The organism is Micromonospora pisi (assembly GCF_003633685.1).
Taxonomy (GTDB): Bacteria; Actinomycetota; Actinomycetes; order Mycobacteriales; family Micromonosporaceae; genus Micromonospora_G; species Micromonospora_G pisi.
Genome location: NZ_RBKT01000001.1, coordinates 7,193,468 through 7,219,373, shown reverse-complemented (window position 1 = coordinate 7,219,373; position 25,906 = coordinate 7,193,468). Strand labels below are relative to the sequence as shown.

24 protein-coding genes and 1 tRNA gene are annotated in these 25,906 nt (G+C 67.2%); 13 read left to right on the top strand and 12 right to left on the bottom strand.

Going from position 1 to position 25,906, the window contains the following annotated elements; translation table 11 throughout:
- Positions 1-11 precede the first annotated feature (11 nt).
- The gene (locus tag BDK92_RS31250) at positions 12-1,052 is read left to right on the top strand and encodes a WXG100-like domain-containing protein (protein WP_121159973.1); all 1,041 of its coding nucleotides are present in this window, start codon (positions 12-14) and stop codon (positions 1,050-1,052) included.
- Positions 1,049-1,567, top strand: a complete 519-nt coding sequence (locus BDK92_RS31245; protein ID WP_121159972.1) for a hypothetical protein — start codon at positions 1,049-1,051, stop codon at positions 1,565-1,567. Before BDK92_RS31250 ends, BDK92_RS31245 begins: the two co-directional genes overlap by 4 nt.
- A 49-nt stretch (positions 1,568-1,616) precedes the next feature.
- Here the strand turns inward: BDK92_RS31245 and BDK92_RS31240 are convergent, their stop codons facing one another.
- Positions 1,617-3,038 (bottom strand): alpha/beta fold hydrolase, encoded by a 1,422-nt coding sequence (locus BDK92_RS31240; protein ID WP_246017347.1) that lies wholly within the window; start codon positions 3,036-3,038, stop codon positions 1,617-1,619.
- A gap of 132 nt (positions 3,039-3,170) precedes the next feature.
- On the opposite strand from BDK92_RS31240, the gene BDK92_RS31235 reads away from it, so the two are divergent.
- Entirely contained in the window at positions 3,171-4,355 is a 1,185-nt protein-coding gene (locus tag BDK92_RS31235) for a sensor histidine kinase (protein ID WP_246017346.1), read from the top strand.
- Complete coding sequence (locus tag BDK92_RS31230) at positions 4,334-5,020, top strand: response regulator (RefSeq protein ID WP_121159970.1); 687 nt, start codon at positions 4,334-4,336, stop codon at positions 5,018-5,020. The genes BDK92_RS31235 and BDK92_RS31230 overlap by 22 nt, the downstream gene beginning before the upstream one ends.
- A gap of 116 nt (positions 5,021-5,136) precedes the next feature.
- On the opposite strand, the gene BDK92_RS31225 is transcribed toward BDK92_RS31230, so the two are convergent.
- Together BDK92_RS31225 and BDK92_RS31220 are read right to left on the bottom strand one after the other, a co-directional pair.
- Positions 5,137-5,718 (bottom strand): lytic polysaccharide monooxygenase auxiliary activity family 9 protein, encoded by a 582-nt coding sequence (locus tag BDK92_RS31225; protein WP_246017345.1) that lies wholly within the window; start codon positions 5,716-5,718, stop codon positions 5,137-5,139.
- Between the two features lie 390 nt (positions 5,719-6,108).
- The gene (locus BDK92_RS31220; RefSeq protein ID WP_121159969.1) at positions 6,109-6,687 is read right to left on the bottom strand and encodes a hypothetical protein; all 579 of its coding nucleotides are present in this window, start codon (positions 6,685-6,687) and stop codon (positions 6,109-6,111) included.
- A 219-nt stretch (positions 6,688-6,906) separates the two neighbouring features.
- Here BDK92_RS31220 and BDK92_RS41335 point away from each other — a divergent pair, with 219 nt between their 5' ends.
- The 3 genes from BDK92_RS41335 to BDK92_RS31205 all read left to right on the top strand — a co-directional run bounded on the left by BDK92_RS41335 (position 6,907) and on the right by BDK92_RS31205 (position 9,486).
- Complete coding sequence (locus BDK92_RS41335; protein ID WP_121159968.1) at positions 6,907-7,266, top strand: response regulator transcription factor; 360 nt, start codon at positions 6,907-6,909, stop codon at positions 7,264-7,266.
- A 152-nt stretch (positions 7,267-7,418) separates the two neighbouring features.
- Positions 7,419-8,363, top strand: coding sequence for a class A beta-lactamase (gene bla, locus BDK92_RS31210; RefSeq protein WP_121159967.1), 945 nt, complete (start codon positions 7,419-7,421; stop codon positions 8,361-8,363).
- Between the two features lie 166 nt (positions 8,364-8,529).
- On the top strand, positions 8,530-9,486 hold the full coding sequence (locus BDK92_RS31205) for a cyclase family protein (protein ID WP_246017344.1): 957 nt from the start codon (positions 8,530-8,532) through the stop codon (positions 9,484-9,486).
- A 172-nt stretch (positions 9,487-9,658) separates the two neighbouring features.
- Here the strand turns inward: BDK92_RS31205 and BDK92_RS31200 are convergent, their stop codons facing one another.
- Positions 9,659-10,081 carry an ester cyclase gene (locus tag BDK92_RS31200; RefSeq protein WP_121159965.1) on the bottom strand — a complete coding sequence of 141 codons (423 nt, stop codon included), beginning with the start codon at positions 10,079-10,081 and terminating at the stop codon, positions 9,659-9,661.
- A 241-nt stretch (positions 10,082-10,322) separates the two neighbouring features.
- Entirely contained in the window at positions 10,323-10,790 is a 468-nt protein-coding gene (locus tag BDK92_RS31195) for a nuclear transport factor 2 family protein (RefSeq protein WP_121159964.1), read from the bottom strand.
- Between the two features lie 705 nt (positions 10,791-11,495).
- On the opposite strand from BDK92_RS31195, the gene BDK92_RS31190 reads away from it, so the two are divergent.
- Positions 11,496-12,335 (top strand): oxidoreductase, encoded by an 840-nt coding sequence (locus BDK92_RS31190; protein ID WP_121159963.1) that lies wholly within the window; start codon positions 11,496-11,498, stop codon positions 12,333-12,335.
- Between the two features lie 275 nt (positions 12,336-12,610).
- Here the strand turns inward: BDK92_RS31190 and BDK92_RS31185 are convergent, their stop codons facing one another.
- The 3 genes from BDK92_RS31185 to BDK92_RS31175 form a co-directional block, all read right to left on the bottom strand.
- Positions 12,611-13,513, bottom strand: a complete 903-nt coding sequence (locus BDK92_RS31185) for a LysR substrate-binding domain-containing protein (protein WP_121159962.1) — start codon at positions 13,511-13,513, stop codon at positions 12,611-12,613.
- A 460-nt stretch (positions 13,514-13,973) separates the two neighbouring features.
- Positions 13,974-14,564 carry a DinB family protein gene (locus tag BDK92_RS31180; RefSeq protein ID WP_121159961.1) on the bottom strand — a complete coding sequence of 197 codons (591 nt, stop codon included), beginning with the start codon at positions 14,562-14,564 and terminating at the stop codon, positions 13,974-13,976.
- 428 nt (positions 14,565-14,992) lie between these two features.
- The gene (locus BDK92_RS31175; protein WP_121159960.1) at positions 14,993-15,634 is read right to left on the bottom strand and encodes a CGNR zinc finger domain-containing protein; all 642 of its coding nucleotides are present in this window, start codon (positions 15,632-15,634) and stop codon (positions 14,993-14,995) included.
- Positions 15,635-15,725: 91 nt separating this feature from the next.
- On the opposite strand from BDK92_RS31175, the gene BDK92_RS31170 reads away from it, so the two are divergent.
- Positions 15,726-16,994: an MFS transporter gene (locus BDK92_RS31170; protein ID WP_121159959.1), complete on the top strand. Its 1,269-nt coding sequence runs from the start codon at positions 15,726-15,728 to the stop codon at positions 16,992-16,994.
- A gap of 524 nt (positions 16,995-17,518) precedes the next feature.
- On the opposite strand, the gene BDK92_RS39260 is transcribed toward BDK92_RS31170, so the two are convergent.
- The 3 genes from BDK92_RS39260 to BDK92_RS31160 form a co-directional block, all read right to left on the bottom strand.
- Positions 17,519-17,619 (bottom strand) — tRNA-Met (locus BDK92_RS39260).
- Positions 17,620-17,890: 271 nt separating this feature from the next.
- Positions 17,891-18,316 carry an SRPBCC family protein gene (locus BDK92_RS31165; protein WP_121159958.1) on the bottom strand — a complete coding sequence of 142 codons (426 nt, stop codon included), beginning with the start codon at positions 18,314-18,316 and terminating at the stop codon, positions 17,891-17,893.
- A gap of 37 nt (positions 18,317-18,353) precedes the next feature.
- A complete protein-coding gene (locus BDK92_RS31160; protein WP_121159957.1) occupies positions 18,354-19,364 on the bottom strand; it encodes an aldo/keto reductase in 1,011 nt (336 codons plus the stop codon).
- Positions 19,365-19,504: 140 nt separating this feature from the next.
- On the opposite strand from BDK92_RS31160, the gene BDK92_RS31155 reads away from it, so the two are divergent.
- Positions 19,505-20,572, top strand: a complete 1,068-nt coding sequence (locus BDK92_RS31155; RefSeq protein ID WP_121159956.1) for a LysR substrate-binding domain-containing protein — start codon at positions 19,505-19,507, stop codon at positions 20,570-20,572.
- A 122-nt stretch (positions 20,573-20,694) separates the two neighbouring features.
- The gene (locus BDK92_RS41330; protein WP_121159955.1) at positions 20,695-21,951 is read left to right on the top strand and encodes a transposase; all 1,257 of its coding nucleotides are present in this window, start codon (positions 20,695-20,697) and stop codon (positions 21,949-21,951) included.
- A 317-nt stretch (positions 21,952-22,268) separates the two neighbouring features.
- Here BDK92_RS41330 and BDK92_RS31140 read toward each other — a convergent pair whose 3' ends face one another.
- The gene (locus BDK92_RS31140; RefSeq protein ID WP_170208748.1) at positions 22,269-23,147 is read right to left on the bottom strand and encodes a LysR family transcriptional regulator; all 879 of its coding nucleotides are present in this window, start codon (positions 23,145-23,147) and stop codon (positions 22,269-22,271) included.
- A 149-nt stretch (positions 23,148-23,296) separates the two neighbouring features.
- On the opposite strand from BDK92_RS31140, the gene BDK92_RS31135 reads away from it, so the two are divergent.
- On the top strand, positions 23,297-23,752 hold the full coding sequence (locus BDK92_RS31135; RefSeq protein ID WP_121159953.1) for a hypothetical protein: 456 nt from the start codon (positions 23,297-23,299) through the stop codon (positions 23,750-23,752).
- Between the two features lie 139 nt (positions 23,753-23,891).
- Positions 23,892-25,310: an amidohydrolase family protein gene (locus BDK92_RS31130; RefSeq protein ID WP_211349428.1), complete on the top strand. Its 1,419-nt coding sequence runs from the start codon at positions 23,892-23,894 to the stop codon at positions 25,308-25,310.
- The last annotated feature ends 596 nt before the right edge of the window (positions 25,311-25,906 follow it).

Sequence of the window (25,906 nt, the reverse complement as noted above, 5' to 3'; positions counted from 1 at the left end):
GGGACGACACCATGCCGATCGCACCGCCACCAACCGACCTGGGACTGTGGCCACGGGTGAACGCCCTGGTGGAGTGGCCCGACACCGACGAGGACAGGGTACGGGCACTCGCCGCCTCGTGGGGCGAGGCCGCCGGACACGTGGACACCTTGCGCCAGTTCGACATGGGCGACCTCGTGGGCTGGACCGACCAGGCCGGTGACGCCTTCCGCCGCAGCATGTTCGACCTCTTCGTCGCGACTCACGGCGTCGGTACGGGGATGCGGGACCTGCAGACGTTGGTCACCTCGTTCGCCGACACCGTCGCGGCCGCCAAGCAGGGGATCGTCAACACCATCGTGCGCAACCTGCCGGCGTACGCCCTGACCCTGCAGCTCGACCCGGCGATCTCGCCCGCGGCGCAGCAACGGTTCGTCACCGACACCGCCGCCTGGATTCAGGAGATGCTCGACTCACTGGCCGGGCAGGGGCCGACGCCGGCGCCGTTCGAGCCGCCGCCGCTGCCGAAGGAACCCACGGTGTTGGGCACGATCGGGGACGCCGCCTCGGTGTTCTCCTCCGTCGCGAGCCTGGCCGCGTTCATTCCCGGGGCCACCGCGGTGGCCGTGCCGCTGGCGTTGCTCGGCAACGCCGTGGCGCTCGGCGCCCACGGCCTGGACATGGCGGTCAACGGCGACCAGGCCCCCACCACCAGCGTCACCCTCGCCAGCGACCTGCTCGGCTTCGGCGGGAACCTGGTGAAGGCGGCGCAGAACGCGGACAACCTCGCCGGGCTGCTGAAGGGCAGCAGCACCCCGTCCAGCCCCGCGCGGACCTTCGAGGACCTCGCCGGTCTCGTGACGACCAACCCGGTGAAGCAGTTCGAGGGTGCGGTGGCGCTGCAGGCCGGCGCCACCGCCGCCTCGCAGGTGCCGACCGTGCTGACCTGGACGCATCCGGGCGACATCGACGCGCAGGATGCCAAGAGCGAGGCGACCTGGGCCAAGGTCGCCATCAACGGTGCGAAGCTCGTACCGCAGCCCGCCCTGGAAACGCTGCGGATACTGCGGTGACGCTACCGTTCCGGTTCGACGTGCCGACGCAGTTCACCCCACTGGATCTGGCCTCGAGCCCGGAGGACCGGATCGAACGGACCACCCGGCGGATGGCCGAGGTGTGGCCGGACAGTACCGAGGGTCAGCGGGATGCGATCACCTCAACGCAGGAACTGCTGATCGAGAGATTACGGTCCAACGGCGTGCGGTACGCCGCGACGGTCCTGGAGCCGGCCGTGCCCACGACCGGTCTGTTCACCGTCAGCCTGCACCGCGTCGACATCGCCGACCCGTTGACCCCGCTCGCGGACGCGTTGCGCCCGCACGCCGAGGTACATGACCTGGACACCCGTCTCGGGCGGATGCTGGCCATCGGCCACCACCGGGACGGTGTCCGGCAGATGCAGGTGGCCCTGCCGCTGCCGCACCGCAAGACGATGGCGCTGTTCGGCATCTCGACCGAGCACCTGTCGGAGTGGGAGACCTACACCCTGCACCTGGTGAACGTGGTCGGCACCGTACGACCCGGCTGAGCCCGGCCGCACGCGCCGAATCACGATCGTCTCCCGACAGGTCCGCGCGTCACCGTCCGGTCAGTACCCGGTCCATCACCGCGACAAAGCGGTCCGGCTGTTCGAACATGGCCCGGTGCCCGGCTGTCTCGAAGACGTCCAGGTGTTTTCGCGGCGCCCGCAGCCGCTCGTACCACTGGTCGAAGACCGTCGCCAGACCACGCATTTCGTGCCCGCCCTGCACGAAGTACACCGGTACCTCCAGAAGCGGTGCGTCGCGGCGCAGGTCGACGTGCTGCAGGTCGGGGTACAGGGCGCTCCAGGTGTCGAGGACCCCGTTCATCATGTGGATCTTTTGAAGCAGCGTGTACTCGGGGACGTCGAGACCGAACCCGGTGGCGCCCTTCGCGTTCGGGCCGTGGTCGTAGTCGTACACGCGGGGTGCGTACGTCATGATCGGCTCGTAGAGGTAAACGTCCGCGTACGGCGGGGCGCCCTGGTCGGTGAGCCGCCGGGCGAGGCTGTCGTGGCCCGTCGCACCCGCCCAGGCAAGGATGTCCTGGTAGAACAACCGGTCGCTGGCCGCGAGGTCGACCGCCTGACCGGTGCCGATATAGGCGTGGTACTTCCCCGGATGGCGTTGTACCGCGAGCACGCTGATGATCGATCCGCCCGAGTGTCCCAGCAGGTAGATCTTGTCCTGGTGGAACCGGTCCCGTAGGTAGTCGGTGACGGCCACGGTGTCGGCGACCGCCCCGCCCAGGGTGACCGTGTCCGTGGGTTCCAGCGCCGGATAGGACGAGCCACCGCCGCGCCGGTCCAGGGTGACCACCACAAAGCGCTGTTCCAGCGCGGCGAGCTGCTGACGCGTCGAACCGATCTCGGTGCCGCCCGGTGCGCCGGGGATGAACAGCAACACCGGCGCCCCGACGTCGGCACCGCGGATCATCATGCCGAGCCGGTACGGGCCGACGTCGACGAGGGCCAGCTCGGCGACGCCGCCCGGACCCGGGAACGGCGCCGTCCGGGCCGGAACGGAGACGGCCACCGTGACCGCGACCAGGACGGTGGTCAGCACGGCCGTACCGGCCCGCCGGATCCTGCTGCCCCGGTGGCCCCGGCGGGTGAGACCCGCACCGTAGGCGGCGCCGAGTCCGAGCGGCAGGACCGACAGCACACCGTGCACACCCCGACCGGCGAGCAGGGCGACCATCCCGAACGGGCTCAGGTGCGGTGCGTCCACGGACGGTCCGCGTACCCCGATCCGGGTCAGTTCCAGTGCCACCACGAAGGCCGCCGGGGCCGCGAGCATCGCCCACCGCGAACGGCTCCACCAGCCGGCGCCCAGACCCACGGCGACGCTGATCCCGATCGACCACAGCGCCTGCGCGTTGGTGAGCGGCCCGCGCGGTGTCCACCGGGCCGCCACGACTCCCCAGGCTGTCGCGGCGGCCACCACCGCGGCCATCCGCCACATTTCTCTGCTTGTCATGGGGCCGAGAATGGCCCGTCGGCTTCCGCCGCACATCGGCTGACGGTCGGGTCCGGCACCCTTCACCCGATCCGTTCGCGACCACGACTTTGGTAGGTCCCGCCCGGCACCCGGACCTCGTAGGCTGCGCACATGTCGGCCCTGCTCTTCGCCCTGCTCGTGCCCGAGCCCACGGGCAGCAGCCGGTCGGCGCGGCGCAACCGGCTCGCCGACGGCATCGCCATCGGGCTGGCCTGCGGCTACGGCGCGCTGATGGTGCCGCTGGGAGACGCGACCGCGCCCGGGGCGGCGCTGCCCTGGCCGGTTGACGTCGGAATCGGCACGCTGTGCGCGTTCGCCCTGGCGGTACGCCGACGCTGGCCGCTCCGGCTCGCTCTGGTGCTCCTGCCGTTCGGCGCGGTGTCCGTCATGGCGACCGGCGCGATCACCGTCGCGCTGTTCACCGTCGCGATCCGCTGCCGGGCGCCGGTGGTGCTCCTGCTCGGCGCCGTGAACGTCCTCACCGGTGTCGTCTACTTCCTGTTGCAGGACCATCCGCCGTACCCGCTCTGGCTCGACGTCGTCATGCGTCTGGTGATCAGCGCCGCCGCCGCAGGGTGGGGGCTGTTCGTGCAGGCGTACCGGAGGCTGGCCCGGTCACTGCGCGACCACGCGACCCGGGTCGAGGCCGAACAGCACCTGCGCGTCGAACAGGCGCGGCTGACCGAGCGCGCGCGGATCGCCCGTGAGATGCACGACGTGCTCGCCCACCGTATGTCGCTGGTCAGCCTGCATGCCGGCGCCCTGGAGGTCCGGATTGACGCGAGGCCGGAGGAGGTGGCCCTCGCCGCCGGGGCGATCCGGGCCAGCGCGCACGAGGCGCTGCAGGAGCTGCGAACCGTCGTCGGTGTGCTCCGGGAGGGCGCGGCCGGACGGCCGGAGCCGCCGCAGCCGGGCCTCACCGACCTACCCGACCTGGTCGAGAGCGCCCGCACGACGGGGATGACTGTCGACTACACCTGCCGGGTGCCGCCAACCGCCCCGTCCGTGGTCCTCGGCCGGACGGCGTACCGGTTCGTGCAGGAGGGCCTCACCAATGCCCGGAAGCACGCGCCGGGCGCGGCGGTGGAGGTGCTGCTCGCCGGCACCCCCGGCGAGGAGTTCCGGATCACGATCACCAACCCGTGCACCGGCACGTCCGGGGCGCCGGTGATACCGGGTGCGGGGATGGGACTCGTCGGCCTCGGTGAACGGGTCGCGCTGGCGGGCGGCCGGGTCGAGTACGGCGTCGACCGCGACACGTTCCGGCTCCGGGCATGGCTACCGTGGCCGAGCTGAGGCGGGACCGGCCGATCCGGCTGGCGATCGTCGATGACGACCCACTGGTACGGGCCGGGCTGCGGATCCTGCTGGGCGGCTCCCCGGACATCGAGGTGGTCGCGGAGGGCGGGGACGGCGCCCAGGCGGTGTTGCTCGTGGACGCCCACTGGCCGGACGTGATCCTCATGGACATCCGGATGCCCCGGGTCGACGGTCTGATTGCCACGCAACGCATCCGGTGCCGGCCATCGCCGCCGCAGGTGATCGTGCTGACCACCTTCAACGCCGACGAGTACGTCCTCGAGGCGCTGCGCGGTGGGGCCAGCGGCTTCCTGCTCAAGGACACCCCGCCGCAGGACATCATCGAGGCCGTCCGCACCGTCGCGGCAGGTGCGGCCAGCCTGTCTCCGACGGTGATCCGTCAGCTCATCGACCACATCGCCGACCCGGCGGCGGGCCCACGGCGGGCCCAGGCCCGCAGGCGCCTGGCCACGCTCACCGACCGCGAGCACGAGGTGGCCGTCGCGCTCGGGCACGGGGCGTCGAACGCGGAGATCGGCACCGCGCTGGGCGTGAGCGTGCCCACGGTCAAGGGCCACGTCTCTCGGCTGCTGGCCAAGTTGGAACTCAACAACCGCGTCCAGGTCGCGCTGCTCATCCACGACGCCGAACTGCTCCCGTGAGAGCACCGCCGGCAAGGGCGACGAGCGCGCACTCGCGGTAGTGCGTTAGCAGAAGACAATCCGGCCCAGGACGTCAATGCCCTGGGCCGGAGTATTGCCGCGCTGTCGGTCCTGGATCAGGCGATGTTGATGTCGCTGCACCACATGTAGGCCTGGTCCATGTGCGACGCCTTCCAGATCACGAAGAGGACGTGGTTTCCGCTGCGCCCAGACACCGAGACGTTGAACGAGATGTTCTGCGCTGGCGCGTAGCGCCCGGTCGTCGTGATCAAGTCGAGGTTGCCCCACCCGACACGCTGGGTGGTCGGATTGAACCCCTGCTTGGTGACGTAGACCCGGAAGTAGTCAGCACCGTGGCTGGCCTGGTCGTACATCTGAACCGTGAAGCTGCTGCCGACGGTGGTCGTCTTCCAGGCTCCGGGCTGGTTCAGGGTGTCGTTCCTGGAGAGGGCGTTGCTGCACAGCTGTCCGTCCGGGGTACGGGCCTGGTACTGGCCGCCAAGGCCGTCCCGCAGCGCGCTCATCCAGTTCCACATGGTGTCGGGGTTGGCCTGGAACGCCCGCCAGCACATGGGGTCTTGTTGCTGCATGGCCGGGTTCGTGTGTTGGTTGCCCCAGGTCTTCCAGCATTGGTAGGCGCGACTTGCCGGGTTGATGATGGTGCCGTGGGCCTGGGCTGCGCCGGTCCAGGGCACCATACCGACCACCATGGCGAACAGCAGGACGAGCCCTCGGAGGGACTGACGGACGGCTGACCGGGATCGTCCGCCGGATTGATCGGACTTGTTTGAACGCACTGTTCATCCTCCGTTCTTCGGTACCAGAGATCACAATGGGAACGCTCCCAAACAACTATTACATTCATGAACTCAAATATCAACGTTGATCTATTTATGACCGGATCTGGATCGAGCCGACCTGACTCGTCGTCGAGCCCAGCTCCCAAAGCTGTCCACGCCGGACAACCGGGACTGCCGACAGCTTCACGGCGAGCTGGTCTTCTAGCTGTCCAGCCTCTGGTTCGCAGGCTCGGTCCGAGCAACCGGGCGGGTACGGGTACCACCGCTCCGCCCGGCCGCCCAGCACGGTCAAAGCCCGGCTGCGGCGTCGTACCGGCGGCGCAGGTCGGCCACCTCCGAGTCGGCCAGCGCCTCCTTGAGTGCCAGCTCTGCGTACTTGTCCGGGAACATCTCCCGCAGCCGGTCGACGAACATCACGTCGGCGGTCGACTCGACCACCTGGATACCCGGAGGCCTGGTGGACATATCCATGATCACCGGGCCGGCCAGCTTGACCGCCACGTCCCAGGGGCGCTTCTGCTCGGCGACCCCGCAGAGGTGGAAGCCGTAGACCTTCTGCACGTCGGCGAGCACGGTCACCTCGGCCGGCTCGTGGCCGTAAACCCGGACCCCGCAGATCACCGCCGGCTTCTCCTCGGTGGTCGCCTGCTGGACACCGTGTCCGGCGTGGTTGTGCTGCCCCGGGTCCGCCTGTTCGAGCGTCGTACGCATCCGCGCCACAATCTGCCCTTGCAGATCCGCCGGCTCCGCCTCCGGGCCGGCCCGGTTGACCAGTACGACCACACCGACCGACACCACCAGCAGGATCACCGCCACCCACACCAGGCGGTTTCGGTACCACCCCGCGAAACTCTCCCAGGAAATCATGATTGCTTCTCACCTCGTCGCCGGTTCTGGTGCACTGGCAGACCGCATCGGACGCCCCGGCGTGTCAGACGTCGAGCGCGTCGGCCGTCGCGGAGACACGTGCCAGGGATACGTACGTCGGGCGGGGATGCCTGCCCGGCAAGACGCCCGTCGTCGTAGAGATGGCCCGGCGATGCGGCACGCGAGCGCCTGCCGAAGCGGCGCGCTGCCGGCACTGCGATGCTCCCGCGCTGGCCGTTCCCAGCACGGTTGCCCCCGCGCTGCGGCGATGTGAGTCATTCCAACACACCTGGATCCGCCCCGGCAACATCGACGATCCTCAGCGCGGATTCGGCCCGGCCCACCTGTCGGCATCGATGGGGCTGCGCCGCCGAGACCCGCGTTGAACCCGGATCAGTTCGGCGTGACGAACTTGGCCGGCATCACGCTCACAGCAACCGCCGCATCGCCAATGAGCTCCACACTTCGCAGAAGACGACCAGCAACCACGTCTCCAACATCCCGGCCAAACTGCACGCGTCCAGCCGGACCGAGGCTGCGGCCATGGCGCACCGGCACGGCCTTCCGGTGCCGGACTGACGATCCACGGACGGAACTGCCTCGTGTTGGGCGTCCTCCGTACCCATGATGTAGTCGACGGGCTCCGCCTCTTGGCTTGGTGGGCCCGTTTCCAACGGATCGGCCGACGGCCCTCATGTCGGCCGGATCGGAACAGGAAAGGAAAGTCGACGATGCTGGTCCGCTCTCTGCTCCCCTCGCCCCGTGGGGCCGCGATCGTACTCTCGGCCACGCTTGCGCTCGTCCCGCTGGCCGGCTGCTCGACCACCGGGGCGCCTACCCCGGCTCCGTCGGCACCGACCACGGCCCCGAGCCCGACGTCCGCGTCCGGACCGACGACCGGTCCCGAGTTCGGACACCTGGAGGCGAAATTCGGTGCCCGGCTCGGCGTCTACGCCCTCGACACCGGCTCCGGCCGTACGGTCGAGCACCGCGCCAACGAGCGGTTCGCCTACGCCTCGACCTTCAAGGCGCTGGCGGCCGGGGCGGTGCTGGCCGAGACGTCAACGGCAGAACTCGACCAGGTCGTCCGCTTCACCGCCGCCGACCTGGTGACCTACTCACCGGTGACCGAGAAGCGGGTGGAGACCGGTATGAGCCTGCGCGAACTGGCCGACGCCGCAGTCCGGTACAGCGACAACACGGCCGGGAACATGCTGTTGAAGCGACTCGGCGGACCGGACGGCCTCGAGCGGGCACTGCGCGGTCTCGGCGACCGGACCACCGACCCCGAGCGGACCGAGACCAGTCTCAACGAGGCAACGCCGGGCGATACGCGTGACACGAGCACGCCACGGGCCCTCGTCGGGGACCTCAGGGCGTACGTCCTCGGGGAGGCGCTCGATGCCGAGGACCGCGCCGTGTTGACCGGATGGCTGCGGAGCAACACGACCGGCGACAAACTGATCCGGGCCGGCGTCCCGGCCGGCTGGGTGGTGGGCGACAAGACCGGCTCCGGCGGGTACGGCACCCGCAACGACATCGCGGTGGTGTGGCCACCCGATCGGGAACCGATCGTGCTCGCGATCCTGTCCACCCGCGACAAGCAGGACGCCACGTACGACGACGCGTTGATCGCGGAGGCGGCAAGGGTGGTGACCTCGGCCTTGCGGCCGTAGCCCTCGACCGAGACACCCGAGGAGGTGCGGCAGTTTCGATGACGCGGTAGCGGCCGGCGGTGCGGACGAGCCGTCTGATCGACCAGTCACTGCGGCCTTCGATCCAGCGGCGGGATACCCTACCTGCGGTGTCCCGAACCGCCTGACCGGAGGAGTCGATGCTGGGATGACGGCAGGGCGACCGATGCCGACACAGGACGACGTGCTCGGATACTTCAACATGCTGTCGAACTGGGGACGGTGGGGCGAGGAAGACGAGCTCGGCACTCTGAACCACATCACCGACGACGTCCGACTGGCGGCGGCGCGGGCCGTGCGCCACGGCAGGAGCGTGTCCTGCGCATGGGAGGTCGCCGTACCGGAGGACATGGAGCGGTCGACGACGACGTGCCCGTGCGCCGCCGACATGCCGGGTGCCGAGAACATACCGGTGCCCGCATTCCGCAACGACCGGCGCTGGGGCTTTTCGTCCGAGCGGCTCGGCATCACGTTCCACGGCAACACCCTCACCCACGTCGACTCGCCGTGCCACATCTTCTGGGACGGCACGATGTACAACGGGCGGCCGCACTCGTTGGTCGACGCCGCAACGGGATCGGCGTGGGCGGCCGTCACAGCGGCGGCGAACGGCATCGTCACGCGTGGCGTCCTGCTGGACATCGCGAGGGTCCGCGATGTGCCGTGGTTGGAACCGGGACAGGGTGTGTTCCCCGACGATCTCGAAGAGGCCGAGCGTCGCCAGGGTGTACGGGTGCGACCCGGCGATGCGGTACTCCTGCGGACCGGCTATGGCCGCGTCCGGCACGAGGCCGGTGAGGCCAGCGGTTTCACGCAGGCCGGCTGGCACGCGTCCTGCCTGCCATGGCTACATGAACGCGACGTCGCGCTGATCGGCGCTGACACTCCCCAGGACGTTCAGCCCTCGGGGTACGAAGACGTGTTGATGCCGGTTCACGCCGTGAGTCTCGTCGCGATGGGTCTGTGGCTGCTCGACAACTGCGACCTGGAGATGTGCGCGACAACCGCTGCCGAGCTCGGCCAGTGGGACTTCCAGCTCGCAGTCGCGCCGATCCGCTTCGCCGGTACGTCCGGCAGCCTGGTCAACCCGATCGCCACGTTCTGACCTCGGTTCATGAGGGGGCGCGATGCCCTGAACGGCCCGACCCGCATCTGGAACGCGGTCGTGGTCGGTGAGGACACGCCGTACTGGTCGGGAACCAGGCGGCACGAGCCTCTCAAGGCGTGCTCGCAGGCCACGGCGAGGTGCTGCCCGAGCCGACGACAGCCCGTTCGTGTCAGTGGGAGCCGTCAGTGAGCCGTCGGTAGAGCTCCCAGGAACTCCGCTCCACCCAGTTGTGCAGAAGCATCCCGTCTGCCCGGACCGCCCACACCGCAATGCCGGTCAAACGGATAGGTTCCTGGTTGGGAGCAGTACCCATGATGCCCGCATTTTTTCCAACAGCAACCCATCGTGACACCACGCGGCTACCATCCGCGTTCTGGAAACTCTCCACCGGGTTGAGGTGTAGATCCGTGACCTGCGACAGAAAACCAGCGACCCAACGCTTGAACGCCGCACGGGAGACAATCTCTTCGCCGCCTGACGTAAGGACGAAATCCTCCACGACAAGCCGGTCGATGGCATCCAAGTTGTGCGGCGGCTGCCAAACTTCAGACCAGAAATTATGCACGAGTTCCACTGAATCATTGCGAACCATGGCGGTACCAGCTTCCTATCTACCTCTGATGTCGGGCGCGCGTGGGCTGCCAGTGCCGCTGGCGGCTTGCGGTGTCGGCTCTGATTGGAGGCCGCTGGGAGATGATTCCTTCGCCGCCTGTCCCGAGAACTAGATCCGCCACGACGAGCGCCAACCTGATGTTCATACAGGACGGCAGCCCACCCGTTGTTGATGTTCGAGAAGGTTCCTTCAACTGCTATCCGAAGTGCGCCAAGATGGTTCAGGCAACCAGTGGGCGCCGGTCGGTGTAGCCGATGATGAGCAGCCGTTCGGCGAACAGCCACCTTCCGTCGACACGTGCGAACGTGTCACGGTAGCGAATGGTCATCGCCGTCAGGGTTCGCTCACCGGCCACGTTGGCCACCATGTGGGCAATGCAGTAGCTTTCGCCCGTCGCCTGGTTACCGCTCAGCGTCAACACCGTGCTCTGACCGTTGAAGTGAAAGGTTTGCTCGAAGTCCTGTAAAGTCGCCGTAATACCGGATTCGATTTCGTCCCGGCCGGTCAGTACCTGGACTGGTTCATTCGTGTCGGGGTCGCCGGTGTAGACGGCGACCCGACCATTCTCGGCGTACAGCGCCGCCTGGCCCCTGAAATCATTCACGTCTGCACAATGGGCATAGGCATCGACCAGATCGCGCAGGGCATAGCGGTCGGCGAACTGCTGAAGAGAGGCTTCCGAAGGCATTATTGTTCCTTTGCGGATATTCAAGAGTTTGTCGGTGGCCGAACTGACTTGACTCGCCACCTCGGCGTTGTTGGCGGCGGGTGAACGCCGGGCCCTGCCCGCACGGTGCGTTTGGGCAATGCTGCCGCCCCGGCGGGGCCACCCGGCCCGGTGTCCGCTACCAATTTGATCAACGGGGCACGAGCCGGAGTTTCGGTCGTCATGCCTCGCTCCTTGGCATCCTGAACCGCCCGTCGGCCGACAAGACAAATGATTCCCGAAGGAGGCTGCCGCGTCCAACACCTTCTTCCTGTGGCAACCACAGTCTAAGCCTGTTCTCGCTGCCCATTGCCCTGAAGTTGAGGGCTCGTACGAGGCGGCGTCGGGGTGACGTGGGCGCCGATCACCATGGGGACGCAGGTTGGCCGGCCTCGCCGTACGGCTTGTCCCATGGTTGCGACGACCTGCTCAGGCCGCCCGACGCGATCATGTGCCAAGCGGGCCTCGGGAACAGGCGGCACCTCGAAGATCGTCAGGGTGGTCGCCAGCGTGAAACCTATTTCGTGCGCCAGGCGAGAAAGCTCAGTTTGCCGCAGCTCAGGGGACGTCACAGGAGCAACCTGTCACTGCTCCAGGAAACGAGTGTTGGACCGCTCCGCGCGCCTGTGGTCAGGATGGTTCTCGTAAGCCGTTACAGAAAACCGTCACCGATCAGGAAGCAAAGACATGACAGACCAAGCCCAGGACCGCGTGTGGCTTATTACCGGATGCTCAAGCGGTTTCGGCCGCGAGATTGTGCGCGCCGCAGTGGCCGCAGGTGACCGAGTGATGGCGACAGCCCGCCGTCCCGAAACTCTTCAAGACCTCGTCGATCTCGGCAACGGGCAGGTGAGCACCCACGCTCTGGACGTCACCGATCCCAGCTCCATTCAGGTCGCGGTGAAGGCGACGCTCGAACTATTCGGCCGGATCGACATCCTGGTCAACAACGCCGGATTCCTCATGATGGGCGCCGTCGAGGAAATCACCATGCAACAGCTGCGCGAGCAGATGGAGGTCCTGTTCTTCGGCGCCGCCGAAACCACCAAGGCTGTACTGCCAAGCATGCGCGAGCGGGGTAGCGGAACGATCGTGCAGATGAGCTCGATGGGTGGGCAGACAAGCTTCCATGCCTTCGGGGCCTACCATGCCGGAAAGTTCGCCCTGGAAGGCCTGTCCCAGACGCTGGCGGGAGAAGTCGCCCCACTTGGGGTGCGAGTCCTGATGGTGGAACCGGGAGCTTTCCGCACCCAGATCAACAGCAACAAGACCGAGTCATCGGTCATCGACGCCTACAGTGGGACCGCCGGGGCTTTCCGCACCTACGTCAACGCGATGCAAGGCTCCGAGGAAGGCGACCCCGCCAAGGCCGCAGCTGCCATTGTCACCGCGGTTGACAGCGACAATCCGCCCCTCCGACTCGCGCTGGGTGGTGACGCGGTCGACGGGCTCCGCGCCGAACTCGAATCGCGCCTGGCCGACCTGACCGCTTGGGAAGAGCTGAGCCGATCGACCGCGGCGTCCTGACCCGCTGTGCGTGTGGCTGAGCCTGGCCGGCTTGATTCTTACTGCCGGGGTCTTGGACTCCGGCTGAGTTCTCGCGCTGCACGGCCGGACGTGCGTGCACGTCCGGCCGTGGGAACGCCGACTGCCTCGCCATGCCCACAACGCGGTCGGCCCCCGGGTTCGGATGACCCGGTGGCGCGATTTCGGCTGCCCACGCTGGTCCACCGATGACCCGCCAGGGCCAGTCGGCCGGGAACGGGGCCAGCGGCGGTGTGGGCCGGCAGGCCGGTTGATGGTCAGCCGGTGGTGGTGAGGTCCGTTGTGCCGGCCAGGTCGGTCACCACGTCCACCATCCGCCGTAGTCCGGGTGAGGTGTTGTCCGGCAGCCAGACCATCTCGGTTGGCATGGTCTCCTTGGCGAGCGGTACGAACACCACGCCGGTACGACGAAGGTTGTGTGCCGACCAGCCCAGTCGGGTGATCCCGACGCCGGCCGCGACGAGGCCGAGCAGTCCTTGCACGCTGGCGTCCCGGGCGACGATGTCGGGGGTGAATCCGGCGGCACGGAAGTTCTCGTCGAACGAATGGTGCCAGGGTTCCCAGGAGCTGCGCGGGGTCATCACCCAACGTTCGCCGGCAAGTTCGGACAGGGTCAGTTCGGTGCGGTTGGCGAGCGGGTGTCCCTCGGGAACGACGACGCACACCTGTTCGGTGGCGATGGTCCGGGCGGCAAGGCCCGGCACCTGCGGCGGGCGGGTGAACGCGAGGTCATACCGGCCGTCGAACAGGCCCTCGACCAGCGGCCCGATGGCGGTCTCCTCGGTGCTGAGCTCCAGACCGGGAAGATTTTCCCGGGCGGCCCGGACCACCGGTGGGAGCAGGTGGTTCGCGGTGGTGGCCAGGAACGCCAGGCGCAGCTGGCCGATCTCGCCGCGCGCGGCCCGCTGAACCACGGCCACGGCCTCGTCGGCCCGGGCCAGCACCGCGCGGGCCTCGGGCAGGAACAACGCCCCGGTCTCGGTCAGTCTGGTACCCCGGCTGTCCCGGGCGAACAGTTTCGTACCGAGGATCCGTTCCAGTGCGTTGATCTGCTGCGACAGCGACTGCTGCGTGATTATCAGTCGCGTGGCGGCACGGGTGAAGCTCAACTCCTCAGCGACGGCGACGAAGTATCTGAGCTGCCGAAGATCAGGGGTCATAGTCCGAGATTACCGCCGCACCAGGTAACCCGGTGTTGGCCGTAACCAACCGTCCGCCGGCAGCATTTTCCCTGTTCACGACGACAGGTAACGGGAGCAAGGCGAGGCAGAACAACATGCAGGGCGGGTCTGGTTCGTCACCGGGTGTTCCTCCGGTTTCGGCCGCAAACTGGCGCTAGCAGCGGTGGATGTAGGCGAAGGGGGACCAGAAGTTCTCCATTAGGGCGTTGTCGTCCCGTTGTCCGCCACGCGTTCCGCAAACCAGAACGACGTACAGCTCCCGTCTTTCCAACCGGGTGTCTCAAGTGGCCAGTCGTCGAGGGCGACGGCGTACGTCTTCGCGTCGATCCCGCACGCGTGGTCTTCCTGATGGCACACGGGCACCGCATGTGACGGTGGAGATCGTTGCGCTCAGCGCACGAATCGAGCCGATGGCCTGTACCTCTGGGGATCGGGCGGGCTATCCGAACCGGTCAGCGAGCTTTGTCAGCTTGGTGACGTACGCCGGCCAGTCGTAGCCGTGGGGGACGTTGGTGTTCTCCCGCCGCAAGCCGATCGTCCCGTCGCGCTGCTCGCGCATGATGTCGGCGTGGCCGGCGTGACGGGCGAGGTCGCAGGTGACGTGGATGATGATCCTTTGCAGCGTCACGACCTGTCTACCTGGCCGCCACCACGACACCTGCCCCGGCGCGTCGAGCGGTAGCTGTTCGATCGTCTGATCCGCGAACACCCCGACACGGCGATACAGATCGATCAGCCCGTCTTTTGTCTCGTCCTCCTGGGCGTACCAGTCTGCCTGCGGGTCCTCCTCGTACGCCTGCATGGGGACCAGCTCCTCAGGTGTCGGGAACTCGCGCCCGAAGGTAGGCCCGAAGTAGCCGGCTTCGACATTGAGGCAGTGCTTGAGGACTCCCAACAGGTTGTTACCGGTTGCGGTGCGGGGCAGCCTGGCCTCGCGTTCACTCAGCCCGTCGAGCTTCCAGATCAGGTCGTCCCGAGTCGCCTGGAGGTAGTGGTGCAGCGCAGCCTTCGGGTCGCCCAGATCAGCCATGCCTGCCAGTCTTCCTTATGCGCCCGAGCCATTCGTTCGAGGTGCCGTCTGCAAGGTCAGCGCGACTGAACGGTTCGGCGTCCCGGCTCTCTCCCCCGGCCAGGAGAGGCGACTCGCTCTCCAGGAACACATCGGCATGGCCTGAGGCTCGGCGCGGGACGGTGAGCAGCGCCCAGAATCCGGCCGCTGTGGCCGCGCCGACCACGGCGCAGACGAACCACGGGGCAGTACGGTACCCCGCCGATCTCGCCTGCAACGTCGACATCACGGTCAAGGCCGGCGAACGCACGGGCCTGCGCGATTGCAGCCTCGACCCCTTCGGACACGAACGTCAACGGCGCGGTCTCCGCGTGCTTCAGTTGGTCGATGGCGAGTGCCGGCGACGAACACGTGGTCACCGGAGCCCGGATACAGCCCCCCGTTAATGATCAAACAGCCGGCGGCGGCCGATCACCAGGCGCACGCGTACGTCGCGCGGCGACGTAGCGGCGGATCTTCTCGGCGGTTCCGCAGTCATCCATGCTGCACCAGCGGCGACTGCGGTTCTTGCTCTCGTCGTTGAAAATGAAACGACAGCCTCCGCACCCCTTGATCCGGTCCAGCGTGCCCGTGGCCAGCAACTGGACCGCTGCGTGCACCACTGGCCGTAGAGGCCGGGCAAGCGTGTGGTCATCCCGCCAGGCCCACACGAACCTGCTCCCACGCTCAAGTTGTGCGTGGCCGAGCGCGTCTGCTTCGTCGTCCCGCAGCCGGGCCAGTACGGACGTGCTTGGATCTCGGCCGGCGGCCAGTGGCCGGAATACCTCGTCGAGGTAGTCGCGGGTGCGCAGCGCTCGCGCGAAGGCAGCGTGAGCGCCGTCAGGATCGTCGCGAGACAGCCGGCGCAACACTGTCGCCTCCGTGTCGGTGAGGGCGCCCGCGTACACGCCCCAGGCGACCAACTCCGGATAGCCCGTAAGCACGTCGTCGTCCGAGGGCCCGACAGGTGGACCCGTACGGGTGTTGATGAAGTCCAGGGCGAGGTTGCCGCCCACCAGGTGCATCCGCGTGACGTCCTCGACTGTTTCCATCAAAACCGACTTTACCAGTTGACCCGTATTGGGGGCACCACTAGCCTGTTGCTGGCATACCTGGTTTAGCTGGTAACGATGGGAGGGTCGGATGGGGCACAGGCGGGCAGTGGGAGCGCTGATCGGCTTGTCCGGCGGGACGTTCCTCTACACCACCGCCGAGGCGCTGCCGATCGGGCTGCTGCTCCCGATGGCCACGGACCTGGCCGTATCGCCGTCGCAAGTGGGCATGCTCGTCACCGCGTACGGCGCGGTGGTCGTCGTCGCCTCGATCCCGCTGACGGCGCTGGCCAGGAGAGTCCCTCGCCGGCTACTACTGTCGGCGCTCCTGGCCGGCTTCGTCGTCAGCACCGCGACCACGGTGTTCGCGAGCACGTTCACGCTGCTGCTGACGGCCAGGATGGCAACCGCGGCGACCCATGCGTTGTTCTGGGCGGTAGTGGTGCCGGCTGCGGCCGAGCTGTTCCGACCCGGGCTACGCGGACGGGTGGTCGCGATCGTGTTCGCCGGCGGCAACGTCGCTCTGGTCCTGGGGGTGCCTGCGGGCACCTGGCTGGGCGAACGCGCCGGCTGGCGGGTGTCGTTCCTGGCGGTCGCCGGGCTCGGCGCGATCACGCTCGTCGCGGTGGCCTCACTGCTGCCCTCGACGCCGCCCAACCAGGGACATGCTGCCCGGGGCGCGGCACCCGACATCTACCGCTTCTGGCTACTGGTCGCGGTGGCCGTCCTGACGACCGCCGGTGCCATCGTCGCCTACACCTATGTTGCCCTCTTCGTCACCGAGGTCAGCGGGTTCTCCGCCTCGTCGGTCGGGGCCATCCTGCTGGCGCGTGGCGTCGCCAGCGTGCTCGGAATCCTCGCCGTCGGAGCGGTGGTGGACCGTAGCCCGTGGCTCGTCCTGATCGCGACCATCGCGCTGCAGTCGGTCGCACTGCTCGGGCTGTACACGCTCGGCCACCGGCCGACGGCGGCCGTCGGCCTGCTCGCCCTGGCCGGACTGGCGTTCGCGGCGTTCACCGCGACCCTCGGTGGCCTCGTGCTGCAGGTGGCGCCCGGACGCTCCGACCTCGCCGCCGCCACCGTCTCCGCCGCTGTCAACGTCGGCATCACCGGCGGGGCCCTGGTCGCGGGCCTCGCACTACCAAGCCACGGCGTGCACAGCACGGTGCTGATCGGCGCCCTGCTCGGCGTTGTCGCGCTGATTATGGTCGCCGGTGGCTTCAGCAGGCGGGTCATCGGCGCATACGCAGTCGAAGGCACGATCGCCCTTGGCCGCTTCGACTACGAGGGCACCACCGAATCCGGATCGACCGACACGCACCATCACCGTGCGGCGGCACACGATCGAGAGGCCAGGTAGTACGTGGACAACATCGCCGGTATCGGCACCGCGCTCGCAGCGATGAGACCTGACGACGGACGGCGATACGAGGGCTGCCTCATGTTAAGCGCGCTTCCACAAGCACCAACCACCAGCCACCGTCCCCCGTTCGCCGAACGTCTCCTCCGCTTGAGGCGGAGACACCGAGACACGCCGTCGGACTAGGTTCCGTCTCGCGTGGTTCAGCCAGGCGAGAAAGTCGGTGGTCCGGCAAGATTCATGTGGAGTAGTTCTCTCATGCCATCCGTGCCGCTCGCATGACCGGAGCTGGGATCGAATCGTCGACACCTTTCGATCGATGCTCTTGATTGCCAGGGCGCCGCGAACAGTGCGTCGAACTGTCCGGGACATCGAGAGGGGGACTGTAGCTCGATGAGCAACCGCGAAATAGATCTACGCCCTACTATCCCGTGTCGCCCCGCGCCCGGACTGTGCCCGGAATGAAGATCAAGAGCCCGCCCCCCTGAAAATCGGGGACGGGCTCTGACCTGCACTTTCATTTGTAGCGGGGACAGGATTTGAACCTGCGACCTCTGGGTTATGAGCCCAACGAGGGAGTCAAAATCTGATTGCTTTATATCGATTTTCGCAGGTCAACCCTACTGTTGGGTGATCCCCCATGATGTCTGGTGCCGCCCGATCGCGGGACGTCTGTCCGGAATTTGCCCGAAGAGATGATCTTGGCTCGCATTCGGGGACATCAAAAATTACCAACATGGAGCGTCGACGACCTGTTCGGTAGGGCGGCGAGCGATCCACCCTCTCGACCAGCATTAGGCCAGAAGTCGCGACAGCCCTCACCGCTCGGCACACCCCTCGATGCCGCGTTACATCCGACGATCTTCTTGTCTGCGTCGATGCCCGCTCCTGAACGGTCAGGCGGCATCCACGGTGAGTGTCTGGTGCAGTGCGGCCAGGCCATCCCTGTAGATGCCGTGGAACAGGGCGATGGCCTCTTCGTCGCTTACGCAATGCGGCGTGAAGGTGCCTGACCACTGCACGCGGGCCGTGTCCTGTCCGGGCATGGTGTGCACGGTAAGGGTGGAGAGGTAGCCGGTGACGGGAAAGGGGGCCCGGAGGATGGAATAGCTGTAGGTGCGTGCCGTGTTGTCGAAGGCTTCGAGACGCTCGACAATGACGCCGCCGTCCTCGTTCTCGAGGGTGCGGACGCGTCCGCCCTCGCTGAGTTCGCTGGTGGGGATGTAGGGCAGCCAGTCGGGAAGCGAGTCGAAGCCGCCGATGAGCTGCCAGGTGCGGTCGGGCGAGACGGGAATGTCAATGGACTCGGTGGTTGTGGCCACGGGATTCTCCTGAAGAACTGAGTTAGGGGATGAAGGGTTAGGCGGCAGGTACGGGCGCGGAGTCGGCGATCAGCTTCTCCTCGCGCAGGGCCGTCCAGAAGGCGGCCGGCACCGTCTCGCCGAGGGCGGCCACGTCTTCCGCGATGCGGCTGGGCCTCGTGGCGCCGGGGATTGCGGCGACCGTGGCCGGGTGGGCGAGGGAGAACTGCAGTGCGGCGGCCTTGACGCCGACCCCGTGTCGCTCGGCAAGTGCCTTGATCCGCTCCACCTTGTCGATGATGGCTGCGGGCGCCTTCTGGTACTCGAAGTGCGTGCCTCCGGCGAGGATTCCCGAGCTGTAAGGGCCACCGACGACGATGTCCACCTCCTGGGCCGAGGCGGCCGGCAGCAGGCGCTGCAGGGCCCGGCCGTGGTCGAGGAGCGTGTAGCGGCCGGCGAGAAGGAAGGCGTCGGGCTTCGGCTCGTTGAGATCGAGGGTGAGTTCCAGGGGCTCTACGCGGTTGACGCCCAGACCCCATGCCTTGATGACGCCCTCGTCGCGCAGCTTCTGCAGGACGCGGAAGGCGCCCGTGCGGGCCGTCTCGTAGGCGGCCAGCCAGTCGTCTCCGTAGAAGTCCTGCGCGACGTCGTGCACCCACACGATGTCGAGGCGGTCGGTCCTGAGGCGCTTGAGGCTGTCCTCGATGGAGCGCAGGGTGGCCTCGGCGGTGTAGTCGTTGACCATCTTGTTCGGACGGCCGTACTCAAAGAGGCCGCCCTTCTCGCCGAGGTCGCGGGTGGCAGTGTCTTCGATTTCGTCGAGGACGACGCGGCCGACCTTGGTGCTGAGGACGAATTCGTCGCGCGGGTGCTGTGACAGTACGTCGCCGAGCCGGATCTCGGAGAGACCCGCGCCGTAGAAGGGTGCGGTGTCGAAGTAGCGAATGCCCTGGTCCCATGCGGCTTCGACGGTGGCCACTGCCTCTTCGTCGGGGATGGCGCGGAACATGTTGCCGAGCGGCGCGGTGCCGAATCCGAGCGCACCAGGAAGGAGAGAGGTGATGGTCATGGAATAGTCCTCTTGATGTCGATTTAGACCGATATAGGAGCTACTGTACGATTGATCGGCCTTGCGGGTTCAAGGCTAGGATCCATGCATGAGACTGTCCAAGACTTACTTGGACTCACTTGAGTCCTTCGGGGTCCCACATGCTTGACCTCCGACAACTCCGGTACTTCGTGGCCGTCGCCGAGGCCGAACACGTCGGGCGCGCCGCTGACCGGCTGCACATCTCCCAGTCGCCGCTCAGCCGGCAGATCGCCCAGCTCGAGAAGAACCTGGGCCTCACCCTCTTCGAGCGCAGCCAGCAGCGCATCCGGCTGACCTCCGACGGCCGCGTCTTCCTGACCGAGGCCCGCGCTCTGCTGCGCCACGCGGACAGATTGGAGAACCTCGGCCGGCGGCTCGGCCGCGGCGAGGAGGGCGGCCTGTGCATCGGCTACGTGGCCAGCGCCATGCACACGGGCGTCCTGCCCACTGCCCTTCGCGCCCTACGTGAGGAACGCCCCGGGATTCATGTTGCGCTGTACGACCAGGAGTCTGCCGAGCAGTTCGAAGGCCTGCGTCAGCGCAGTCTGGACATCGCACTGGTCCGCACACCGCCGCCCGAGGACGACCCGGATCTGAAGGCGTCCCCTTTGCTTCAGGATCCGCTGCTGCTCGCGCTGCCTGCGAGTCATCTCCTTGCAGAGCAGGAGGAGTTGACGCCCAATGACTTGAACGGGCAGCCGTGGATCGCGGTGGGCGACTCACAGGACCCGGCCTGGCGTGACACGTTCGTCGCGTCGTGCGTGGCCTCCGGCTTCACGCCGGACATCCGCCTCAACGCGTCCGATCCGCTCACCGCGCTGGGCCTGGTCGCCTCCGGTCTCGGCCTCGCGCTCATCCAGCGGAGCATGGTACGTGGCACCGCCGAGGGCATCGTCGTGCGTGAACTTCCCTGGCACGGGGGGTCCGTGCATCTGTGGGCGGCCTGGCACCGGGTCGATCTTCGGCCCGTGGTGGCGTCATTCCGCGAAACAGTCCTCGCGGAACAGGGTGCGTTGACCGGCAGCCGAGCCCTCGGCCTGCCCTCCGACATCACCCGGATTCTGGCGACGACGACCAACCCACAACCAGAGATCCCCCACCAGCGAACCGCAGCTACGCCCGGCACTCCCGCCTGCCCGCAGGGAGGCACGGCCGCAGGGCGAAAGGCACAAACTCCCCCGACTTGACCAGCCCCGCTCCCTCGTGGATGACACAGAGGGAGCCTGCCTGTGTTTGTGCTGGCCCCTGTACGGGCGGCGGCGCGCATCTCGTCTGAGAAGCCGAGCGCGGTCATCAGCAGGGCACGCCAGTGGTCATCGAGTTGCTGGTCCGACGGTTCAAGTGCGGATCGGCAGCATGCGCTGTGGTGACGTTCGCCGAACAGGTAGACACCCCCGCCCCGACCGTACGCCCGGCACACCGCCATGCTCCGGGAATCGTTGACGACCATCGCGACGGCGCTCGCGGCTCGGCCGGCGGTCAGACTCGCCAGACGACTCGGCCACCCAGCAGCGAAGGACACCGTGCTGCGCTTGATCCGGTCCCTGCCAGAAAATCCCTCGACCACAGTGCGGGTTCTCGGTGTCGACGACTTCGCGCTGCGCCGCCGACACGTGTACGCGACGATCCTGGCCGACCTGGAGACCCCCCGACCAGTCGACGTGCTGCCGGACGGGACGCGCAGCCGGTGGCCGCCTGGCTCGCCCAGCACCCCGAGGTTGAGATCATCTGCCGCGACCGCGCGAGGGCCTACGCCGAGGCCGCGCGGACAGCCGCTCCGCAGGCCCGGCAGGTGGTCGACCGCTGGCACTTGTGGCACAACGTCGGGGAAGCCGTCGACAAGACGGTCGCCGCTCATCACCGCTGTATCAAACTGGCCTTCACCACCGAAGACGCCTCAGCCGAGACCATCGGTTCGCCGCCGATGCGGGCGCCGCTGCTGGGAGCGCTGGGGAACCCGGATGACAGGGGTTGCCGAATCGTGAATCTTGGTGCGATGGCAACCGCGGACGACATGAACGACGCCGAAAACTGGGCAGGTGGGTTCTACGAACTGATGCTGGTCCTCGGCCCAACCGACGACGCCAGGTTCGACCGAGCCATCCGGTCTCTGTGGCGGGCCGCCGGTGTCCGCGAGTGCCGCATAGGGCCCGGACTGGTCGACGTCGAGCCTGGTGCGGCCGCGTTCGAGGTGGATGGGCATCTGCGCGGGACGTTGGCCCTGCCGTCCGGTAGCCGGGTGGTCTGTGGCGGCTACTCATACCGGTACGAGGGCACCGACAGCATCGAGCTTTACCTACCGCTCGGTGCGCTGGCCCGACTCGACCGCAGGACCGGCGGATATCCCTTCGATCAACGTAGCGGTGTTGAGTCACTGACCTGGCGGGCACCGCTCGACCGATGGCTCGCCGACGTGGCCGTCGCCGTGCACGCCGACGTGCCCTTCCAGCGCGCCCTCATTGGCTTCGAGATCGACGAAGACACCGACATCACCACCGATAAGCAATACGCCGCTACCCTGCTGCCCGGTCCCGAAGGCATGGAATACCGCCCAGCGACTGCATGACCAACCTGACAAGGCCGCAATGTAGGGCGTGGAGGAACCCGTCGCAAGATCAGCGCCAGAGCCCTTCTACCCGTACGCAGCTCTGCACTCCAAGCCGTACCCGGACAGCAGGTCGAGTACGGGCTCACGACGATGGGCCACAGCCTCACACATCTTGTCAAAGCCCTTACGTACTGGTCGGCCGAACACCGCGATGCCATCGCTCAAACACGCCAAGAATGGGATGCCGAACATCCCGACTCCGGAATCCACCGACCGAGTGGGCTCCAGCGCCTCATGAAGGGGAGAACCCCGCCACGAACTTCGGCAGGGCAGCCCTAGGAAACCGTAGCGAGGGCGGCCAGACGAGACGCGGCCGCGCTCGGCTTGCGGCCGCGGTAGGTTGCGACGCTGACGACGGCCTCGAGCGCGGCGTCCTCGATGTCTATCCAGTGCAGGCCGCTGTCACCCTCGACCGAGTATCGGGGCAGGAAACCCACGCCCAGCCCGTTGCGGACCAGAGCCGTGGCATCGTTGACGTCCGAAGTTTCGATCTGGATGTTCCGCCATAGGCCGCGGCGCCGGAACTCGCCGTCGACCAGGGTTCGGGTCCCGAACCCCGTGCGGTAGTCGACGAAGCGTTCCGAGACGGTGTCGGCCAGCCGCATCCGGGTTCGGTCTGCGAGCGGGTGACCTGCCGGAACGACCAGCCCCATGGGCGAGCTGGCCAGCATGGCGACGCTCAGGTCGGGATAGTCCTCCGGTTTGGCGCTGAGGAAGGCCAGGTCGAGGTCGCCGGCGCGAAGGCCCTCGGCCAGCCCTGCGGTGCCGGTCGGGGCCGGCGCCAGGTGCATGGTGACACCGAGGTGGTCGGCGTGGAACCGACCGAGCAGGCGTGGGACGTCGAACAGGGTCACGTTGGTCATGTAACCGATGCGAAGCGTTCCGGAGAGGCCGCCGCCTACCGCGTCCACGGTCTCACGGGCATCTCGGAAGGCGTCCAGGATTGCCATCGCCTTCGGCAGCAGGGCGTGGCCCGCGGCCGTCAGGCGCACTCGCCGGGTCGACCGGTCGAACAACCGCTCGTTCAGGTCGGACTCGAGTGCGGCGACCGTCGCGGAGACTGCGGACTGCACCAGATGCAAGTCGACGGCGGCGCGGGTGAAAGTTCCCGCCAGCGCCACGGCAACGAAAACCTCCAGATGTCGCCTGTCCATCATTTATCTCCATCTCCGATCGAAGCAATCGGATTATATCGTGGCAAGCGATTGCTGTTGGCGGGACGGTTGTGTACGTGGCAACTGCTCAGACAACCCCGAAGGGCCGGAGTGTCACCCACGGTGTCGGGTTCTGGATCGCCGCAGTCATGTTCCTGGTCGTCATGGCATACAGCACCGTGCCGACGCCGCCCTGGTCGCTGTACCAGGAACGCGATGGCTTCTCGACGCTCGCGATCACATTCGCATTCGCGGCGTACGCGGCCGGTGTGGTGATCAGCCTCTTCCTCGCTGGGCATCTCGGCGCCGGTGGCATCCTGACCGGCGCCGGTGGTGGCCCGTTGTTCAAGGCAGCCCTGGCGGTGGCCGCTTCGCTGGCCGACGCCAGTCATCGCGGTGATGTACTCGCCGGCATCTTCCTGATCGGCTACATCGGACTTACCTTGCCGGTGGTCGGCATCAGTGTCGCGACCTTGGCGGTCTCACTCACCACGGCCCTCATCGGCTTCACCGTCGTCACCGTCGCGATCGCCCTGTGCACCGCGATACCGCTGCTGACCCGAATGCCGGGCGGATCGCGGATGGGTACGGCATCCTTGAATTGAGCAGTCCTCCTTGCATTTGAAAATCGTCCTCGACCACATGCGGGCCGAAATAGGCCGACAAAGTGATCGCTTGAGGCACCGAAGTCGCGCTGCCGCGCGATGTCCCTACCCACCATCCCCTTCATCACAGGAGAGTTTCGTGCCTGACACCACTGTCCCGTCAGCACCGCCTCGTGGCCGCCGCTACGTCATCCGCGGCGGCACGGTCTTGTCCATGAACCCCGCCGCGGGCGATTTCGAAACCGCCGATGTTCTTGTCGAGGGCAAAAGCATCGTCGCGATCGGCCCTGAGCTGGACACCGGCGACGCGGAGGTGATCGACGCCCGCGGACGAATCGTTGTGCCCGGGTTCGTCGACACGCACCACCATTTGTTCGAGACCGCGTTGCGCTCCTTCTTGCCCGACGCGCTGCTGTTCAACGACGGATCCGGTACGCCGAGCGCCGATCCCTCGTACTTCGAGTACGTGTTGCAGAAGTTCTCGCCTGTCTACCGCCCGCAGGACGTGTATATTAACTCGTTGTTCGGCGGGCTGTCTCAGCTCGACGCCGGTGTCACGACCGTTCTCGACGTCTCGCAGATCCATCACTCGCCCGAGCACACCGACGCGGCGATTCAGGCTCTTGTCGATACAGGGCGCCGGTCGGCGTTCGGTTACTTCGAGGGCGACGGCCGCGCTGGAGCGGCTTATCCGGACGACGCGTATCGAGTCCGCAACGAGTGGTTCTCCTCGGATGACCAGTTGGTGACGATGGTCATGGGCGGCGAGATGTATCTCGGCGACGACGTGCCCACGCGGTCCTGGACCATCGCCCGCGCCCTGGACCTGCCGATCGCGGCACACGTCATCGGAAGCTCCGGGGGGAGTTCGCTCTTCGACACGCTGGTGCGCGGCGAAGGCGGGGCGAAGAAGGTCAGGCTGGGCCCGGACGTGCTGCTCATTCACATGACCGGGATGAGTGATTTCGCCTGGAAGGCAGTCCGGGACGCCGGCGCGAAGGTCTCCCTGGCCGTGCCCGTCGAGATGGTTATGCGGCACGGCACACCGCCGTTGCTGAAGATGCAGGAACTGGGCATGGAGCCGTCGCTGAGCTCCGACGTCGAAACCACGATGACCGCCGATCCGTTCACGCTCATGCGTAGTGCTATGACCGTGCAGCGCATGCTCGTCAATCAAGCCGTTCTCGACCAGGCTGGCAACCAGCCCGCTACGCCTCCGCTGTTGGGCACCCGCGACGTGCTGCGATTCGCCACTGTCAACGGTGCCGACCACCTGAGCCTCGGCCACCGGACAGGCTCTCTGACGGTTGGCAAGGAAGCCGACATCGTCCTGCTCAACGCCACCGCGCTCAACGTCGTGCCGGTCAACAACGCGCCCGGCGCTGTGGTATCGCTGATGGACCGTACCAACGTGGAAACGGTGATCGTGGCCGGCAAGATCCGTAAGTGGAAGGGACAGTTGCTCGACGCCGACCTGGACCGGCTCGGCCACGAACTCGAGGAGTCACGCGACTATCTCTTCCAGGCCGCGGGCGTACGCCGGAACCTTCTCGGCTGAGACTGGATGGGCGGCGGAGGCAGGCCGCGCTCCGAAATCGTGTGAGCGTTGCCCCGGCGAGGTACGGCCACTCGTCGAAATCATGGAGACTCAGCATGCGGTGATCGACACCGGGCTGCAGAACCTGGTCGCCGCCGCCCGCCGACGGGGCCCTCCGGTACCAAGGCCGACGGAACCCCCTGGCTGCATGTCCAGCTACCCGGGTCGAGTTTGGAACGCGGCACGGCATGCTGCGATCGCCGAGTGCGAGGCCCACGCCAAGCCGGTTTCGCGGTTCACTGACGCCGCAGTGCGGCGATGCCATGACCTTAGGTATCGCCGCACCGCGTATCCATCGATTGTCTGTTGTCGGTGATCAATCTCGACCGCAGGTCAATGAGGTAGTCAGTGGTTGGCCGGGTCGAGTCGGCCTTCGAAGGTGATCTGGAAGGCATTCAGGGGTGCTTTCCAACGCATGGTCCAGCGGCGGCCGGCGCCGGTCGGTCAGCAGCCGCCACACCGTCGTGGCCGCTGGTATCCGGTCGGTGAACCCGAGCCGTCCCCAGGCCGGCCGGTCCAGATCCCGCACCCAGTTACTGACCGCGGCGAACGTGCAC